The sequence below is a fragment of the Nocardia sp. NPDC059195 genome (assembly GCF_042754695.1).
In the GTDB taxonomy this organism is placed as follows: domain Bacteria; phylum Actinomycetota; class Actinomycetes; order Mycobacteriales; family Mycobacteriaceae; genus Nocardia.
Genome location: NZ_JBHZBG010000010.1, coordinates 89,346 through 104,177, shown reverse-complemented (window position 1 = coordinate 104,177; position 14,832 = coordinate 89,346). Strand labels below are relative to the sequence as shown.

At 66.0% G+C, this 14,832-nt stretch carries 17 protein-coding genes; 6 read left to right on the top strand and 11 right to left on the bottom strand.

Translation table 11 applies throughout. From position 1 onward, the window contains the following. Positions 1-59 precede the first annotated feature (59 nt). Both ACFXKN_RS15400 and ACFXKN_RS15395 read right to left on the bottom strand, forming a co-directional pair. Complete coding sequence (locus ACFXKN_RS15400; protein WP_379433197.1) at positions 60-512, bottom strand: ABA4-like family protein; 453 nt, start codon at positions 510-512, stop codon at positions 60-62. Continuing rightward, complete coding sequence (locus ACFXKN_RS15395; protein ID WP_379433196.1) at positions 509-1,456, bottom strand: hypothetical protein; 948 nt, start codon at positions 1,454-1,456, stop codon at positions 509-511. The genes ACFXKN_RS15400 and ACFXKN_RS15395 overlap by 4 nt, the downstream gene beginning before the upstream one ends. A 103-nt stretch (positions 1,457-1,559) precedes the next feature. Between ACFXKN_RS15395 and ACFXKN_RS15390 the strand changes: the two genes are divergently transcribed. Next, on the top strand, positions 1,560-2,201 hold the full coding sequence (locus ACFXKN_RS15390; protein WP_379433195.1) for a MerR family transcriptional regulator: 642 nt from the start codon (positions 1,560-1,562) through the stop codon (positions 2,199-2,201). Positions 2,202-2,256: 55 nt separating this feature from the next. Here the strand turns inward: ACFXKN_RS15390 and ACFXKN_RS15385 are convergent, their stop codons facing one another. From ACFXKN_RS15385 to ACFXKN_RS15370, 4 genes are all read right to left on the bottom strand, one after another. Continuing rightward, positions 2,257-3,009 carry an amino acid ABC transporter ATP-binding protein gene (locus tag ACFXKN_RS15385; protein WP_378957520.1) on the bottom strand — a complete coding sequence of 251 codons (753 nt, stop codon included), beginning with the start codon at positions 3,007-3,009 and terminating at the stop codon, positions 2,257-2,259. 26 nt (positions 3,010-3,035) lie between these two features. After that, positions 3,036-3,974, bottom strand: a complete 939-nt coding sequence (locus ACFXKN_RS15380; protein ID WP_379433194.1) for an ABC transporter permease subunit — start codon at positions 3,972-3,974, stop codon at positions 3,036-3,038. A gap of 1 nt (position 3,975) precedes the next feature. Continuing rightward, positions 3,976-4,881 (bottom strand): ABC transporter substrate-binding protein, encoded by a 906-nt coding sequence (locus ACFXKN_RS15375; RefSeq protein ID WP_378956892.1) that lies wholly within the window; start codon positions 4,879-4,881, stop codon positions 3,976-3,978. Between the two features lie 126 nt (positions 4,882-5,007). After that, positions 5,008-6,087, bottom strand: coding sequence for an isocitrate/isopropylmalate dehydrogenase family protein (locus tag ACFXKN_RS15370; protein WP_379433193.1), 1,080 nt, complete (start codon positions 6,085-6,087; stop codon positions 5,008-5,010). Positions 6,088-6,180: 93 nt separating this feature from the next. On the opposite strand from ACFXKN_RS15370, the gene ACFXKN_RS15365 reads away from it, so the two are divergent. Both ACFXKN_RS15365 and trxA read left to right on the top strand, forming a co-directional pair. Next, on the top strand, positions 6,181-6,681 hold the full coding sequence (locus ACFXKN_RS15365; protein WP_379433192.1) for a 2'-5' RNA ligase family protein: 501 nt from the start codon (positions 6,181-6,183) through the stop codon (positions 6,679-6,681). 49 nt (positions 6,682-6,730) lie between these two features. Next, on the top strand, positions 6,731-7,108 hold the full coding sequence (gene trxA, locus ACFXKN_RS15360) for a thioredoxin (protein ID WP_379433191.1): 378 nt from the start codon (positions 6,731-6,733) through the stop codon (positions 7,106-7,108). 72 nt (positions 7,109-7,180) lie between these two features. Here trxA and ACFXKN_RS15355 read toward each other — a convergent pair whose 3' ends face one another. Both ACFXKN_RS15355 and ACFXKN_RS15350 read right to left on the bottom strand, forming a co-directional pair. Next, positions 7,181-7,600 (bottom strand): 2-keto-3-deoxygluconate kinase, encoded by a 420-nt coding sequence (locus tag ACFXKN_RS15355; protein WP_379433190.1) that lies wholly within the window; start codon positions 7,598-7,600, stop codon positions 7,181-7,183. 318 nt (positions 7,601-7,918) lie between these two features. Then, on the bottom strand, positions 7,919-8,302 hold the full coding sequence (locus ACFXKN_RS15350) for a DUF488 domain-containing protein (protein WP_378956940.1): 384 nt from the start codon (positions 8,300-8,302) through the stop codon (positions 7,919-7,921). A gap of 11 nt (positions 8,303-8,313) precedes the next feature. Here ACFXKN_RS15350 and ACFXKN_RS15345 point away from each other — a divergent pair, with 11 nt between their 5' ends. Then, positions 8,314-8,577 (top strand): DUF6191 domain-containing protein, encoded by a 264-nt coding sequence (locus ACFXKN_RS15345; protein ID WP_379433266.1) that lies wholly within the window; start codon positions 8,314-8,316, stop codon positions 8,575-8,577. A 64-nt stretch (positions 8,578-8,641) separates the two neighbouring features. Here ACFXKN_RS15345 and ACFXKN_RS15340 read toward each other — a convergent pair whose 3' ends face one another. Further along, on the bottom strand, positions 8,642-9,418 hold the full coding sequence (locus ACFXKN_RS15340; protein ID WP_379433189.1) for an acyl-[acyl-carrier-protein] thioesterase: 777 nt from the start codon (positions 9,416-9,418) through the stop codon (positions 8,642-8,644). A 242-nt stretch (positions 9,419-9,660) separates the two neighbouring features. On the opposite strand from ACFXKN_RS15340, the gene ACFXKN_RS15335 reads away from it, so the two are divergent. Beyond that, positions 9,661-10,521: a haloalkane dehalogenase gene (locus ACFXKN_RS15335; RefSeq protein WP_379433188.1), complete on the top strand. Its 861-nt coding sequence runs from the start codon at positions 9,661-9,663 to the stop codon at positions 10,519-10,521. A 193-nt stretch (positions 10,522-10,714) separates the two neighbouring features. Beyond that, positions 10,715-11,053 (top strand): LGFP repeat-containing protein, encoded by a 339-nt coding sequence (locus ACFXKN_RS15330; RefSeq protein WP_378956971.1) that lies wholly within the window; start codon positions 10,715-10,717, stop codon positions 11,051-11,053. Between the two features lie 74 nt (positions 11,054-11,127). On the opposite strand, the gene polA is transcribed toward ACFXKN_RS15330, so the two are convergent. After that, complete coding sequence (gene polA, locus ACFXKN_RS15325) at positions 11,128-13,866, bottom strand: DNA polymerase I (RefSeq protein WP_379433187.1); 2,739 nt, start codon at positions 13,864-13,866, stop codon at positions 11,128-11,130. Between the two features lie 197 nt (positions 13,867-14,063). Continuing rightward, the gene (locus ACFXKN_RS15320) at positions 14,064-14,759 is read right to left on the bottom strand and encodes an ABC transporter ATP-binding protein (RefSeq protein ID WP_378957527.1); all 696 of its coding nucleotides are present in this window, start codon (positions 14,757-14,759) and stop codon (positions 14,064-14,066) included. Between the last annotated feature and the right edge of the window lie 73 nt (positions 14,760-14,832).

Here is a 14,832-nt window from a genome sequence, read left to right as displayed (position 1 = left end):
GCCGACCCCGCCTAGGCGAACAACGTGAGCCGGACTCCTCGGAGTCCGGCTCACGGCGACTATGTGCTGACCGAACTCGCTTGCGGCACAGGCGAAGTACCGAGCCGTGCGACTTCGCACACCATTAGGTAGATCGGAAACACGATGGGCGACAACAGGATCGTGCCGACCAGTAGCGGCCCCATCAGCAGCGGATGGATATCGCGCTCGCGGCTGTCGAGGTAGACCCAGCGCCCGAGGAACAGATCCCACGCGATGATCTGCGCCCACAGCGCGGTCAGTACGGCAGGGTCGGCGGTGGCTTCGGTGATCGCGTCCAGCGAGGGCGAGGTCACCAGCGACCACATCGCGCCGAGCACCGGCACCGCGACGATCGCCCATACCACCAAGGGCACCAGCACAATCCACGGTGAGGAGATGATCGCGCGGGTCCAGCGCCAGGTCGGGGCGAAGATCATCAAGGCCCAGAACGGCACCGTGACGAGGAACGACAGGTCGAACAGCGTGCTCATGCGGTGACCACCTTTCGGGCACCGGCCGCGCTCGCGACCGAGATCAATACTCCGACAACAACTCCGGTGACGATCGCGGCCGCGGCGGTGAGCGTGGCCTGATCGGGGTGGATCAACGGCTGCCCACGCAACGCCTGCCAGGTGACCAGGGCGAGGACCGCCGCGTAACCCGACGACGCGGTGATGATCAGGCCCAGCCGCACCCGCGTCGGCCGCAGTGCGGGGATCCGTGGCGCCAGGAACACCAGCAGCGCGGCGAGTAGCGGCAACGCCTGTAGTGCGTGCATGCCGAAGAAGTGCGGAATGCGCAAGTCGCCGTCGGTCGTACTCCACCCGGTCAGCGGCATGCCGGGGGTACCGTCGGGAGCTCCGACAGTGTGTGCGCCCGCGATTGCCTCGACGCCGGATTCCTGCTGCGGCATCAGATTTCCCAGCGCCAACCCGACCAACGTGATCGCGATGCCGAGACGAATCGACCAGGTGATCGAGGCGTCGCCGAGGCGTACGCGCATCAGTCCGATCCCGATCACCAGAGTTGCCAGGAACAAGATGATAATGGTGGATCCCATGATCACCCAGAGGGTGCCGTCCAGGGCGGTGGTCATGTTGTAGTGGCTGCGAGTCCCGCGGATCACCTGCCCGAAGATGATCGCCTGTTCGATCACCCCGGCGACCACGATCACCGTGGCCATCCACGAGGCGAGCCGAGAAGGCTTGGGCCGCAACGACATCAACCAAGCCAGCGCCACGCCGTAGAACACGAACGAGATCGCGAACTTGGTCGGCTTGAACCAGGCGGCCGACCCGGCGATCACCCGGTCATCGACCAGCATCCCGATCAGGCCGACCACGACGAGCGCGACGTTGGCGGCGGCGAAATATATCAGTGGCCGATGCAGGGGGGCGTTGGGGCGGGGTAGCGAGGGGACGGTCAGGGCTGACATTCGAATCTCCCAGAGATAGATAGCTATACTATCCGTTATGGATAGTTAGACTATCCGCTACGGGTGACGTAGGCAAGGGGGTAGAACGAAATCGGAGGTAACAGTGCGGATCTCGGAGTTGAGCGAACGCAGCGGCATCGCGGTGGCGACCATCAAGTACTACTTGCGTGAGGGACTACTGCCCGCAGGCGAACGCAGCAGCCCCAACCAGGCCAGCTACGGCGAGGACCACCTTCGCCGACTGCGCCTGATCCGCGCGTTGATCGAGGTGGGCGGGATACCGGTCGCCACCGTCGCCGATGTCCTCGCCGCGATCGACTCCCCCGAGATGCCCCTGTTCCACGTGCTCGGAGTGGCACAGGACAGTCTGTCCACGCCCGTACCCGCCGCCCACGACGCCGACTGGGACCGTGCGTACGAGGCCGTGCGCGCGGAGATGGACCGCCGCGGCTGGGATATGAATCCCAGCCCACAGGCCATCGAAACCCTCACCGGAGTGATCGTTCGACTCGCGCAACTCGGATACCGGGACTGGGCCACCACCACCCTGCCCACCTATTTCGACAGCACGCGCGCAGTCGCGGAGACCGACGTGGCGGCCGCCCTGTCCGCGGGCGGACGCGACGACATCATCGACGCGGTCGTGGTACTCACCGTGCTCGGCGACACCGCCCTGGCCGCCATCCGCCGCATCGCCCAGGCCCAGGTTTCCCTCGAACGCCTGAAGAACCAGGACACCCACTGAACGGACAACGGCCCCGCGAGAACCCAAGAATCCGCGGGGCCGTTGTGTCGTTATCTCACAGCAGGCGGGACAGGAAGGCTTGGGTCCGCTCGTGTTGTGGATTGGCCAGCAGCTCACGTGGCGGTCCCGATTCCACGACCACACCGGCATCCATGAACACCAGTTCGTCGGCCACCTCGCGGGCGAAACCCATCTCGTGAGTCACCACCAGCATGGTCATGCCCGAATCGGCCAGCTCCCGCATGACGGCGAGCACCTCACCGACCAATTCGGGATCCAGCGCCGAGGTCGGCTCGTCGAACAGCATCAGCTTGGGATCCATCGCCAGCGCTCGCGCGATGGCCACGCGCTGCTGCTGACCGCCCGACAGCTGCGCGGGGTACGCGTTGCGCTTGGCCGAGAGCCCGACCCGCTCGAGGAGCTCCTCGGCCCTGGCGATCGCGTCGGACCTACGGATCCCGCGCACCTGGATCGGCGCCTCGATCACGTTCTCCAGCGCCGTGCGGTGCGGGAACAGGTTGAAATGCTGGAACACCATGCCGATATCGCGACGCTGGATCGCGGCATCGCGCTCGTGCATCTCGTAGAGCTTGCCGTTCTTCTCCCGGTAGCCCACGAGGTCGCCGTCGACGTAGAGTCTGCCCGCGTTCACCTGCTCGAGGTGATTGATGCACCGCAGGAACGTCGACTTGCCCGAGCCCGACGGACCGACCAGGGTCAGCACCTTGCCGCGCTCGACCTCGAGCGAGATGCCCTTGAGCACCTGCAGCGCGCCGAAGCTCTTGCACACCCGGTCAGCCAGCACCATCGGCGGGACTGTCACAACTTGTTCGGTCATTTCGCCTTCACCGCCGCCTGCGCCGTGGCCAGTTCCTGCAGCTGCTTGGCCGTGAGCTGCCGGGTGGCACCGCGCGAGTAATAGCGTTCCAAGTAGTACTGGCCGACCATGAGGATGCTGGTGATCGCCAGGTACCAGGTGGCGCAGACGAGCAGCAGCGGGATCGGCTGGAAGTTCACGCCGTAGATGTCGCGGGCGCGGCCGAACAGGTCGGTACTCAGCGGAATCGCGGTGACCAGCGAGGTTGTCTTGAGCATGCCGATCAGCTCGTTGCCGGTGGGCGGGATGATCACCCGCATGGCCTGCGGCAACACCGTGCGGCGCATCGTCTGCGGCCACGACATGCCCAGTGCCACCGACGCTTCGCGCTGACCCTCGCCGACGGAGTTGATGCCGGCGCGCACGATCTCGGCCATGTACGCGGCCTCGTTGAGGCCGAGGCCGATCACGGCGAACAGGAACGCGGCCTGCAGGCTCTGCACGTCGAGATGGAAGAACTGCGGGCCGAACGGCACGCCGAGGTCGATCTGCTTGTAGAGCGAGGGAACCAGGCCCCAGAACACCAACTGCACATAGACCGGGGTCCCGCGGAAGATCCACAGATACACCCAGGCCGCCGTGCGCAACACCGGGTTCGGCGACAGGCGCATCACCGCGAGGACGGTGCCGAGGCCCACCGCGATCGCCATCGCGAGCACGGTGAGTTCCAGGGTGACGATCGCGCCGGCGGTGATCCGGCTGTCGAACAGGTACTTGCCGTAGGTGTCCCACCGGTAGGCGGGATTCGTGGCAGCGCCGTAGACGAACAATCCCACCAGGATCAGGATGATTGCCGCCGCGATCCAGCGGCCCGGCCTGCGCAGCGGGACCGCTTTGATCGGTTCGGGTTCGGTGCCCGGTCCGGGCACCTCCACCGTGTCTTTCTCGTCGGTCACGTCAGCTCACTGCACCGTTGATCACCGAGGTCTTGATCTGACCCTCCTGTACACCCCAGTTGGTGGTGATCTCGCCGTACTTGCCGTTGTCGATCAGGTGCTGCAGCGCCTTCTGCAGGGCCACCGCCAGCGGGGAGGACTTCTGCACCGCCCAGCCGTAGGGCGCGGAATCGAACAGCGGGCCCGCGGCCTCGATCTTGCCCTCGCTCTGCTTGATCGCGTACGCGGTCACCGGGGAGTCCGCCGACATCGCGTCGACCTGGCCGAGCACCAATGCGTTGGTCGCGGCGCTCTGCTCGTCGAAAGCCTTCATATCGATGGCGGGCTTACCCTCGGCGACACACTTGGCGCTCTTGGCGGGAATCTCGTCGGTGTGCTCGACCGTAGTGGACTGTACGGCGACCTTCTTGCCGCACGCATTGTTCGGATCGACCGCTTTACCGGTTTGCTGGGCCCACTGGATACCGGCGGAGAAATAGGTCGTGAAATCGACCTGCTGTTCGCGTTCACGCGAATCGGTGATCGAGGACATACCCACGTCGTAGGTGCCTGCCTGAATGGCGGGAATGATCTTCTCGAACGAGGATTCGACATAGTCGACCTTCAGTCCGAGGGTGCTGGCGACCGCATCGAGGAGGTCGACATCGAAGCCGACGATCTTGCCGCTCGCGTCCTTGTACTCGTTCGGCTGGTACGGCACGTTCACACCGACTACCAACTTGCCTGCCTGCTTCACCTTGTCGGGGACGGCCGCGGCGAGCGCGTCGACCTTCTCCGCCGACACCTTGTTCACCGAGGCGCCGTCGCCCTCGGTGTTCTCGGCGCAGCCGGTCAACAACAAGGCACCGCCAGCGACGGTACACAGCAGCCGCACGGCACCACGGCCGAGGACAGTTCGAACAGACAAAGGAGCCTCCACATTTCACGTCGACGCCGGCCACGTGTCAGCGCCTGTTTGGCAATGTATGCGAACCGGACACAGCGTGGTGCGACAGTAACCGAAGATTAATCAGCCAATGTGAAAGGGGTCCCTTCACCTCCGGTGCACGCGGGCACTGACCTGCTCGGTGAATTCGCTGGTGGAAGCCAGGCCGCCGAGATCCGCGGTCGCGATTCCGGCTGCCAGTGTCGCCGTCACGGCGTGGGTAATGCGGTCGGCCGTATCATGGAGCACCCTATTGTCGTCACGAACCGCCAACCAGCGCAACAACATTGCCGCCGACAATTGCAGCGCGGCGGGATTGGCCCGATTATGTCCGGCCAGACCCGGCGCCGCGCCGTGCACGGCCTGTGCCATCGCGCGCGTATCGGAGCAGTTGAGCGAGGCGGCCATGCCCAGGGAACCACTGAGCTCACCGGCCAGGTCCGAGAGGATGTCGCCGAACAGGTTCTCGGTGACGATCACATCGAACTCCGCGGGCGAGCGGACCACGTGCGCCGCCATCGCGTCGACGTGTTCGTCGTCGACCCGCACGTCCGGATACTGCTCGGCCACTTCGTAACAGACGTCACGAAACAGGCCGGTCGTCATCGGCAGCACATTGGCCTTGTGCACCACGGTGACCCGCTTGCGCCGGCCCTGCGCCAATCGCAGCGCCTGATGCGCGATCCGCTCGCACGCCTTGCGCGTGATCACCGCGACCGCCATCGCCACGTCCTCGGTGGGGCGGAACTCCCCCGAGCCGGCGAACATATTGCGGTCGGCGTAGAAGCCCTCGCTGTTCTCCCGGACGATCACCAGATCGATATCGGGCGCCATCGCGCGCACCCCGGTGAACGCGGCGGCGGGGCGGATGTTCGCGTAGAGCTCGAGCCGTTTGCGGATGACGCCGCCCGGTGCCACTCGCATATCCGACGGGTAGGAGGCGTTGTCGTGCGGACCGAGGATCCAGGCGTCGAGATCCTCGAGGGCGGTCAGGGTCTGTTCCGGCAGCGGGTTGCCGTAGGCGGCGATCGCCTCGTGCCCGATCAGCAGCGGCACCCACTCCACCGGCGCGAGCCCGGCCGCGCCGATCGCTTCGTCGACGACCGCTCGGGTCGCGGCCACCACCTCGGGGCCGATTCCGTCGCCGTCGATCACACCGAGTCGCAGGTTCGCCTTCACACCGTTCACTCCCCCATCCTCGCGCGTGTCCGGGCCTTATCGAGCGAGTGGGCGGTGCGGACACGCCGCAGCGACTAGTTTCTGCAGATCATGGTGCAGTCGGTGGAGTTGCTCCTCGACGATCGCGGCGAGACGGAGATCCGCAGGCAATGGGCGGTTCTTGCTGAAGCAGGCCTCGGCAATCGCCGCGCCGAGACCTATCGGCCCCACATCACCGTCGCGGTGGCGCGCGAGATCTGGCCGCGCATCGACCACGCGCTGGAACGGCTCGCGTTCGAGCCGCTGCCGATCCGATTGGGCGGACTGCTCGTCTTCGGTGCGCGCCGACCGATCCTGGTCAGGGCGGTCGTCGTCACCGCGGACCTGCTCGCCCTGCATCGCCGGGTCAGCGAGGTGATCTCGCCCTGTCCCGGCAGACCGGCGACCATGGCTCCCGGCGCGTGGACACCGCATGTGACCCTGGCGCGGCGTGTGCCCCCCGAACGGCTCGGCGAGGCGGTGCGGGCGGTCGCGGCCGACACCGATTTCCGGTCGCTCATCGTGGGGGTTCGCCGCTGGGACGGGGAGGCGCGGCAGGAGCGAATCGTGATCGGGGGAAGATAGTAGGACGCCCCGGCGTTACAGCCGAGGACACCGACAAGGAGAGGACGTCATGGCCACCCAGACGCTGACCCAACAGAACTTCGACGAAGTCATCACCGGAAACGACGTGGTCCTCGTCGATTTCTGGGCTTCCTGGTGCGGTCCGTGCCGCAGTTTCGCGCCGACCTACGAGACCTCGTCGGAGAAGCACACCGACGTCGTGCACGGCAAGGTCGATACCGAGGCCGAGCAGGGGCTCGCCGCTGCCGCCAACATCAAGTCGATCCCGACCATCATGGCCTTCCGCGAGGGCGTGCTCGTGTTCGCCCAGCCCGGCGCGCTGCCGCCCGCCGCGCTCGAGGATCTGGTGACCCAGATCAAGGACCTGGACATGGACGAGGTGCGCAAGCAGATCGCCGAGCAGCAGGAGTCCTCCCCCGCCGAGTAGTTCGGCGCTGCGTAACGCAAAGGGCCCGTTCACCTTTCGAGGTGAACGGGCCCTTGTGTGTGCTGTGTGGTGTCAGCCCGCGAGCAGGTTGACGCCGGCGATCATGGCGCGCACGGTGGATTCCGCACTGTCGGCGGCTGTCGCCACCGCCCAGCCGCGCCTGCCGTTGAACTCGCACTGCATGAAAGTGGCGATGCCGTCGGCGGTCGGGCGCTGATGGAAGTGCAGGATCTCGAGGGGGTAGCCCTCGTCGTAGAGCGCGGAGGTCATCGCCGCGACCGGGCTACCGGTGGCGATGACAGTGCGCAGGTGGTCGGCGAATTCCAGGGTGGCGGTGAAATCCGTTCCGGAACAAGACCATTCGCGCAGGGCGATGGATCCGTCGGGGCGGGTGTACCGGTCGAGGAAGGCGGCGGGGTCGAGGTCGGTGAGCTCGGCGCGCAGGCCCTTGGGGGCAGCGGCGAACAGGGCATGGTCCAGTGTCAGCGTCATTGCAGGTGAGGTCTTCCCGAAGATGTCTTCGTTGGCAGGGTGGGACCAGCAGAACGATGAAATACAGCCCGCAGCGTAGGGGCTGGTCCGAATCAGACCCCGCTACGGCGGATTACTACGAGAAGAATTCGCCGTGAAGCTTCCTGCGCGGTCTGCGCAGCAGCGACCGCGAGGTCGCGGTCAGCGACTAGCAGCGCGGCACAGCGGGCGGGATTCGGCACGCAGTCGAGGATAGGGCTGTTGTCACGAAATCGCAACCTCATGCCTTTCCCTACTTGCGCGCGTGTCTACTGGCGAGTACCTTGACCCCTCTTTTCGTTATGCCGAGTTTCCTCCCATACGGCGGGAACAGAGCGCATCCAGCAAAATCGCGACGTGACTGTGTTCGAGATCCTTCTCGGAGGTAATCAGGGTGACCGGCTGCCGGGCAGCGCGAGAACGCAACTCCCGCAACCCTTCCTGTTGCCTCTCCCCTGCTAGTTCGGTCTTGTACCGACGGGTCAAACCCGCGAAACTCGCGCCAGGATCGTGGTGAAACCACTGCCGCAGGTCAGGCGACGGCGCGACGTCCTTTGCCCACTCATCGAGGTCCGCGCGTTCCTTGCTGACTCCGCGCGGCCACAACCCATCCACGAGCACTCGGTATCCATCGGTGTTCGCGGGTTCGTCATAGGCTCGTTTGACGTGAAAACCGTCCGGCATCCTGGTCTCCGATCGGTCGCCGATCTCGGCGGTGGACCTCCCACGCCGACCACTGCTCACCAAAATGTGACACGACGCATTCCATAATAGCAATCATCTGGCTATTTTCCGCAGGCAATCGGTGGCTCGCCGACGGCGGCGAACTGGTTCAGGAACAGTTCGAACAGCGGCAGAGCACGCTGATGCATCGAGAGGACCCGCCGGAGGGTGCGCCGCCGCGGGATCAGGTGGATCTGACCGGCAGCTCGGCACGGCTCGTCGCCCGCGAGCGCTGAGGCCGCACGCCTCACCCGCCGGCGAAAGCCGCAGCGCCACGGGGATTTCGACGAATTGCCACGGTCAGCGTCCCGGCACATCGCCGGGTAGGGGTTCCACAGAGGCGAGGGCACGCGCCGAGCCGTCGACGTCGACCTGGACGCGCAGGCTGTCGGACTGCGAGCTCGTCCGCAGCACCACCTTGTCGCCCATCATCACCGGGCCGACATGTTCGACGATCGCTCGGTACGGCAGCCGGTGACGGTCCGGGTGCGCGGCGAGCGCTTCCTCGACCGCCTCCCAGTACACAGCGTTGTTGACGTGGCCGAGCCGGTCGACGTCGGTGACGCGCAGCGGGAACGGCACCGACTCCACGTGCGGGTCGTCGAGTTCGGCGAGGGCCGCCTTCCAGCGCAGCCGGTGTTCGGTGGTGCTGGCCAGCATCGGCGCCATGAACGCGTCACTCATGCGGGCGGGGCGGCCGGCGACAGGGTCGATATGGATCAGGAACGCCGCGGCTTCGATGTGCCCGCCCCTCTCCCCTCGCAGCTGAATTCGCATGTCGCACCAGCGATTCGAGAGCGCGTCGGCCCAGCGGCGTAGCTGAACACGATCGCCGAACATGATCGGCTCGTACACGTCGATGACCGTGCGCCGCACGATCCACGCCTGATGGGTATCGCCGTCCTCGACCGCGTCGAGGTGATCGAATCCGATGTCCTGCAGATACCGCGCCACCGCGTCGAGCCGCAACCGGTCGTCACCGTCGGTGTCACCCAGCCGCACGGGCCACGACATCGCGAAGGCCTGTTCGATATCGAGGCAGTCGGGCAGCGGGGTCGCGATGACGGGTTCGGTCATACGGGCGATGCTGCCACAGTTCGCCGCGCCCGCGTCGATGCAACAGGCCTGGGCGTGGACTGGTTGCCCACCAGGAGCAGACCCGGCCCGTTCGTGACCGAGGGAGCACACACAGTCGAGTCGGTCCGGGGCCATCACCGCATGCGTGGCGAGCATCTCAGCGGCATATCCACCGAACGCATTGAACCGCAGATCTTTTCGTCCGTATGGTCGGATCGAAACCCTCGGACAGGATGGATGCGATGCTGATCGATTTCACACCGGACAAAGCGCTCTACCCCTTCGAGTCCCGGTGGTTCGCTGCCTCCGCAGGCCGGGTGCACTACATCGACGAAGGCTCCGGAATCCCCATTCTGTTCTGTCACGGCAGCCCCACGTGGAGCTTTCTCTATCGCAAGATCATCGGCGAGCTGGGCGACCGATTTCGTTGCATCGCAGTCGATTACCCGGGTTTCGGCCTGTCCGAGCGGCCCGCGGGCTACGGCTACACCATCGCCGAACATGCCGCGGTGCTCGGCGAGCTCGTCGACCATCTCGGGCTCGATCAGTTCGTGATCATGGGCCAGGACTGGGGCGGGCCGATCGGCGCCGCCGTGGGCACCGAGCGGGCCGACCGGGTTCGTGGACTGGTACTCGGCAACACCACGTTGTGGCCGACGGAGACCTGGCCCCAGAAAGCCTTCAGCCGGGTCATGGGCAGCAGGCCGATGCAGCGGCGGATCCTGGACAACAACCTGCTCGTCGAGCGGTTTCTGATCGCCGAGCTGCGGAACACGATCAGCGCCGCCGAGGCCGACCACTACCGCAAGGTGCAGCCCTCACCCGAAGCCAGGCGCGGGATCGCCGCTATGCCCGGGCAGATCCTGGCTGCGCGCCCGCTGCTCGAGCAGCTGGCCACCGACGTGCCCGCTCGACTCGGCGCCAAACCCACCTTGCTGGTCTGGGGCATGAAGGACATGGCTTTTCGCGCCCCGGCGTTCCTGCCGCGGATGCGCGACACGTTCACCGATCACCAGGTCCTCGAGCTGCCTGATGCCAAGCACTTCATCCCCGAGCACGAGCCCGGCAAGATCGCCGAAGCTATCGGCCAGCGTTTTCTCTAGCGCCGCAACAGGTTTCCCGATGACGGCAGGTAGATCGTGTGCCGACTCCAGCCGTCGGTCACGAGCAAATCATCGGCTAACGAAGTGTGACCAGATCGTGAATCTCCCGCGAGTCGCCGCCCAGAACGGGCGATGGCACTGTAGCGTCGCCGCCGCTAGGCCAATTGTTACTGCGTGAAAGGAATTGTTCGACATGGCATTCGAAGTCACTGGGGCTATCGGCGATCACTACAACGAAGCCGGTGGCGCTTCCAGCCCGCTGGGTGAGCCGACCTCGGCAGAGCAGGACGCCGCCAACGGTGGCAAGTTCCAGGAATTCACCGGCGGAGTCATCTACTTCAAGCTCCCGACCGGAGCAAAGACCGTGTACGGCGCCATCCGACTGGCATGGGAAGCCGAAGGCGGCGCGGGCGGTCGTCTGGGCTACCCCACCACTGACGAGCAGGACATCGACGGCGGCAAGGTGAGCCAGTTCGAGAACGGTTCGATCAGCTACTCGATCGCCGACGATGCCGTGACGGTCAACGCGTAATCAGCGTTCCCTGACACGCCCACAATGGGCACCTACCCCGCGCGGGTCGGTGCCCATTGTGCTGTGTGGCCGGGTCAGTGCGCGGCCGCGTCCCAGCTGCGGCCGGTGCCGACGGAGACGGTGAGCGGGACCGAGAGGTCGATCGCGGCGGACATCTGTTCGCGCGCAAGGGCTTCGAGTGCTTCGCGTTCGCCGTCGACCACCTCGAAGACGAGTTCGTCGTGGATCTGCAGGAGCATGCGTGAGCGCAGTCCTGCCTCGCGGATCGCGTTCTGCACGTTGATCATCGCGACCTTGATGATGTCGGCGGCGGTGCCCTGGATGGGAGCGTTCAGCGCCATGCGTTCGGCGGATTCGCGGCGCTGACGGTTGCTGGAGTCCAGGTCGGGGAGGTAGCGGCGGCGACCGAACAGGGTTTGGGTGTAGCCGACCTTGCGGGCCTGATCGACGACGTCGGACAGGTAGTCGCGGATGCCGCCGAAGCGGTCGAAGTAGACGTCCATCTGCTCTTTGGCCTCGGTCGTGCTGATCTTCAGCTGGGCACTCAGGCCATAGGAACTGAGACCGTAGGCGAGGCCGTAGGACATGGCCTTGATCCGGCGGCGCAGCTCGGGGCTCACCTCCGCGATCGGGATGTCGAAGGCCTTCGACGCGACGAAGGTGTGCAGGTCCTCGCCGGAATTGAACGCCTCGATCAGGCCCGCGTCACCGGACAGGTGCGCCATGATGCGCATCTCGATCTGGCTGTAGTCGGCGGTCATGAGTTCGGCGAAGCCAGGACCGACCACGAACGTGTCGCGGATCTGGCGGCCGGTGTCGGTGCGGATCGGGATGTTCTGCAGGTTCGGCTCGGTCGAGGAGAGACGACCGGTGGCGGCGATGGTCTGGTTGAACGTGGTGTGCACGCGGCCGTCGTCGGAGACCGACTTGAGCAGGCCGTCGACAGTCACCTTGAGCCGGGTCGCGTCGCGGTGGGCCAGCAGGTGCTCCAGGAACGCGTGGCCGGTCTTCTCGAACAGCGATTCCAGCGCATCGGCGTCGGTGGTGTAGCCGGTCTTGGTGCGCTTGGTCTTCGGCATGTCGAGCTCGTCGAACAGCACCACCTGTAGCTGCTTGGGCGAGCCCAGGTTGATCTGCTTGCCGATCACGTCGTAGGCGGAGTTCGCGGCCTCGCTGACACGGTCGGCGAACTGCTGCTGGAGGTTTTCGAGCTGGGCGACATCGACCGCGATGCCTGCTTCCTCGAGTTGACCGAGCACGCCGAGCAGCGGCAGCTCCATCTCTGTGAGCAGCGGGGTCGATTCGATGGCCGCGAGTTCGGTGTCGAGCGCGTCGGCCAGGTCGGCGACCGCGCGGGCGCGCAGCATTTCCTCGCGGGCGACGTCGGCGGCGAGGGTGTCCTCGTCGTCGAGCAGCGAGAGCTGACCGGTGTCGACGGTCTCGACCCGCAGCTCGCGCTTGAGGTAGCGCAGCGACAGGTCGTCGAGGTTGAAGCTGCGCTGGCCGGGGCGGACCAGGTAGGCCGACAGGGCGGTGTCGGTGGTGAGACCGCCCAGGGTGAAACCGCGCCCGCGCAGCGCGTGACCGGCGGACTTGGCCTCGTGCAGGGCCTTGGGCACCTCGGGGTCGGCCAGCCAGGCTGCCAGCGCCGTCTCGTCCTCGGGCGTGAGCACGGTCAGGTCGATGTAGCCGCCCTCTCCGTCGGCGGCGGCGATGGCGAGGGCCCGCGCGTCACCGTGGACGGGAGTGCCGACGCCGACGATCGAGAGACCGTGGCGCACACCGGCTTTCGCGTGCTCGGCCAGCCAGTCGGCCACCGCGCCCTGTTCGAGCGCGGCACCGCTGATCTCGAAACCCGACTCGGCTTCCGGCTCGGGGGATCCGAGCGTGTCGAACAGCCGGTCGCGCAGCACCCGGAACTCGAGGTCGTCGAAGAGCTGGTGGATCTTGTCGCGGTCCCACGGCGCCTTGATCAGCTGGTCGGGGGTGTAGGGCAGCGGCACCTCGCGCACCATCTCGGTGAGCTGGCGGTTGAGCACCACACTCGACAGATTCGCGCGCAGCGAGTCGCCGACCTTGCCCTTCACCTGGTCGACCCGGTCGACCAAGGTGGCCAGGTCACCGTATTCGCGGATCCACTTGGCGGCGGTCTTCTCCCCCACCCCGGGAATGCCGGGCAGATTGTCGCTCGGGTCGCCGCGCAGGGCCGCGTAGTCGGGGTACTGCGCGGGGGTGAGGCCGTATTTGGTCTCCACCTCGGCCGGGGTGAAGCGGGTCAGGTCCGAGACACCCTTCTTCGGGTAGAGCACGGTGACGTCATCGTTGACCAGCTGGATCGCGTCGCGGTCGCCGGTGACGATGAAGACCTGGTAGCCCTGCGCGACGGCCTGAGTGGTGAGGGTGGCGATCACATCGTCGGCCTCGTAGCCGTCGATGGCCATCACCGGAATGCCCATCGCGCCGAGCACGTCCTTGGTGAGTTCGACCTGCCCACGGAACTCGTCGGGGGTGGCGCTGCGGTTGGCCTTGTACTCCGGGTACGCCTCGGTGCGGAAAGTCTTGCGCGACACGTCGAACGCCGCGGCGACATGGCTCGGCTTCTCGTCGCGCAGCAGATTGATCAGCATCGAGGTGAATCCGTACACCGCGTTGGTGGTCTGACCCGTGACGGTCTTGAAGTTCTCCGCCGGTAGCGCGAAGAACGCGCGATAGGCGATCGAATGCCCGTCCAGGAGCAGCAGCGTAGGCCGCTCGCCGTCAGGGGCAGTGGTCGTAGTCGATGCCTGCGCAGTCGTCGGTGAACTCACGCGCATGAGTCTAGGCACCCCCACCGACAGAATTATCGGCGGCTGGCGCCGCGGGTTTTCGGCCTATTAACCTCGATCTTCCCTCCCGCCGGGCACTCCTTCGTCGCACCCTCTGGTCAGTCCAGATCGAGGCGGCCGAAAACGACGTCGGCCCCCGCCTGCCCGAGCTGAGCTGACAGGGGCCGACTATGCCGAATCCAGGGTCAATCGACGCCGAGGTAGGCCGACTTGACCGCCGGGTCGGTCAGCAACGCCGCGCCGGGGCCGGACTTGGTGACCTCGCCGGTTTCCAGGATGTAGGCGCGATCGCTGCGGGTCAGGGCCTGTTGGGCGTTCTGTTCCACGAGCAGCACGGTGGTGCCCTGGCGGTTGATCTCGCTGATGATCCGGAAGATCTGCTGGATCACCATGGGGGCCAGACCCATCGACGGTTCGTCGAGCAGCAGCAGCTTGGGACGGGCCATCAGGGCGCGGCCGATGGCGAGCATCTGCTGTTCGCCACCCGACATCGTGCCGCCGACCTGCTTGCGGCGTTCGGCCAGGCGGGGGAACAGTTCGAAAACCCAATCCAGGGTCTGCTGGTATTCGGTCTTCTTCTCGAAAGGCCTGCCGTAGCAACCCATGTCGAGGTTCTCCGCGACCGTCATGCCGGGGAACACCCCGCGACCTTCGGGTGCCTGGATGAGACCCTCGACCACCCGATCGTGTGCCTTCATCGTGGTGATGTCTTTGCCCTGGAACAGGATCCGGCCCGAGGTGAGCGGGAGCAGGCCCGACATCGCCCGCATAGTGGTGGTCTTGCCCGCGCCGTTGGCGCCGAGCAATGTCACCAGTTCACCCTCGGCGACCGAGAGCGAAATGCCGTGCAGCGCTTCGATCCGGCCGTAGTTCACCACCATGTCCTGCACCTCGAGCAGCGGCACCGCCTTCTCGACAACGGCTTGCGGCTCGTCCTCGCGCGCCTGCGCCACA

Excerpts from the sequence above, each read along its gene's own strand:
- ACFXKN_RS15340 (WP_379433189.1), bottom strand. The coding sequence starts at position 9,418 with ATGACCGAACCCGTCATCGCGACCCCGCTGCCCGACTGCCTCGATATC.
- ACFXKN_RS15355 (WP_379433190.1), bottom strand. The coding sequence starts at position 7,600 with ATGACGCTGACACTGGACCATGCCCTGTTCGCCGCTGCCCCCAAGGGC.
- ACFXKN_RS15330 (WP_378956971.1), top strand. The coding sequence starts at position 10,715 with ATGGCATTCGAAGTCACTGGGGCTATCGGCGATCACTACAACGAAGCC.
- ACFXKN_RS15400 (WP_379433197.1), bottom strand. The coding sequence starts at position 512 with ATGAGCACGCTGTTCGACCTGTCGTTCCTCGTCACGGTGCCGTTCTGG.
- ACFXKN_RS15335 (WP_379433188.1), top strand. The coding sequence starts at position 9,661 with ATGCTGATCGATTTCACACCGGACAAAGCGCTCTACCCCTTCGAGTCC.
- ACFXKN_RS15385 (WP_378957520.1), bottom strand. The coding sequence starts at position 3,009 with ATGGTGCTGGCTGACCGGGTGTGCAAGAGCTTCGGCGCGCTGCAGGTG.
- trxA (WP_379433191.1), top strand. The coding sequence starts at position 6,731 with ATGGCCACCCAGACGCTGACCCAACAGAACTTCGACGAAGTCATCACC.
- ACFXKN_RS15350 (WP_378956940.1), bottom strand. The coding sequence starts at position 8,302 with ATGCCGGACGGTTTTCACGTCAAACGAGCCTATGACGAACCCGCGAAC.
- ACFXKN_RS15395 (WP_379433196.1), bottom strand. The coding sequence starts at position 1,456 with ATGTCAGCCCTGACCGTCCCCTCGCTACCCCGCCCCAACGCCCCCCTG.
- polA (WP_379433187.1), bottom strand. The coding sequence starts at position 13,866 with ATGCGCGTGAGTTCACCGACGACTGCGCAGGCATCGACTACGACCACT.
- ACFXKN_RS15320 (WP_378957527.1), bottom strand. The coding sequence starts at position 14,759 with ATGGTGGTGAACTACGGCCGGATCGAAGCGCTGCACGGCATTTCGCTC.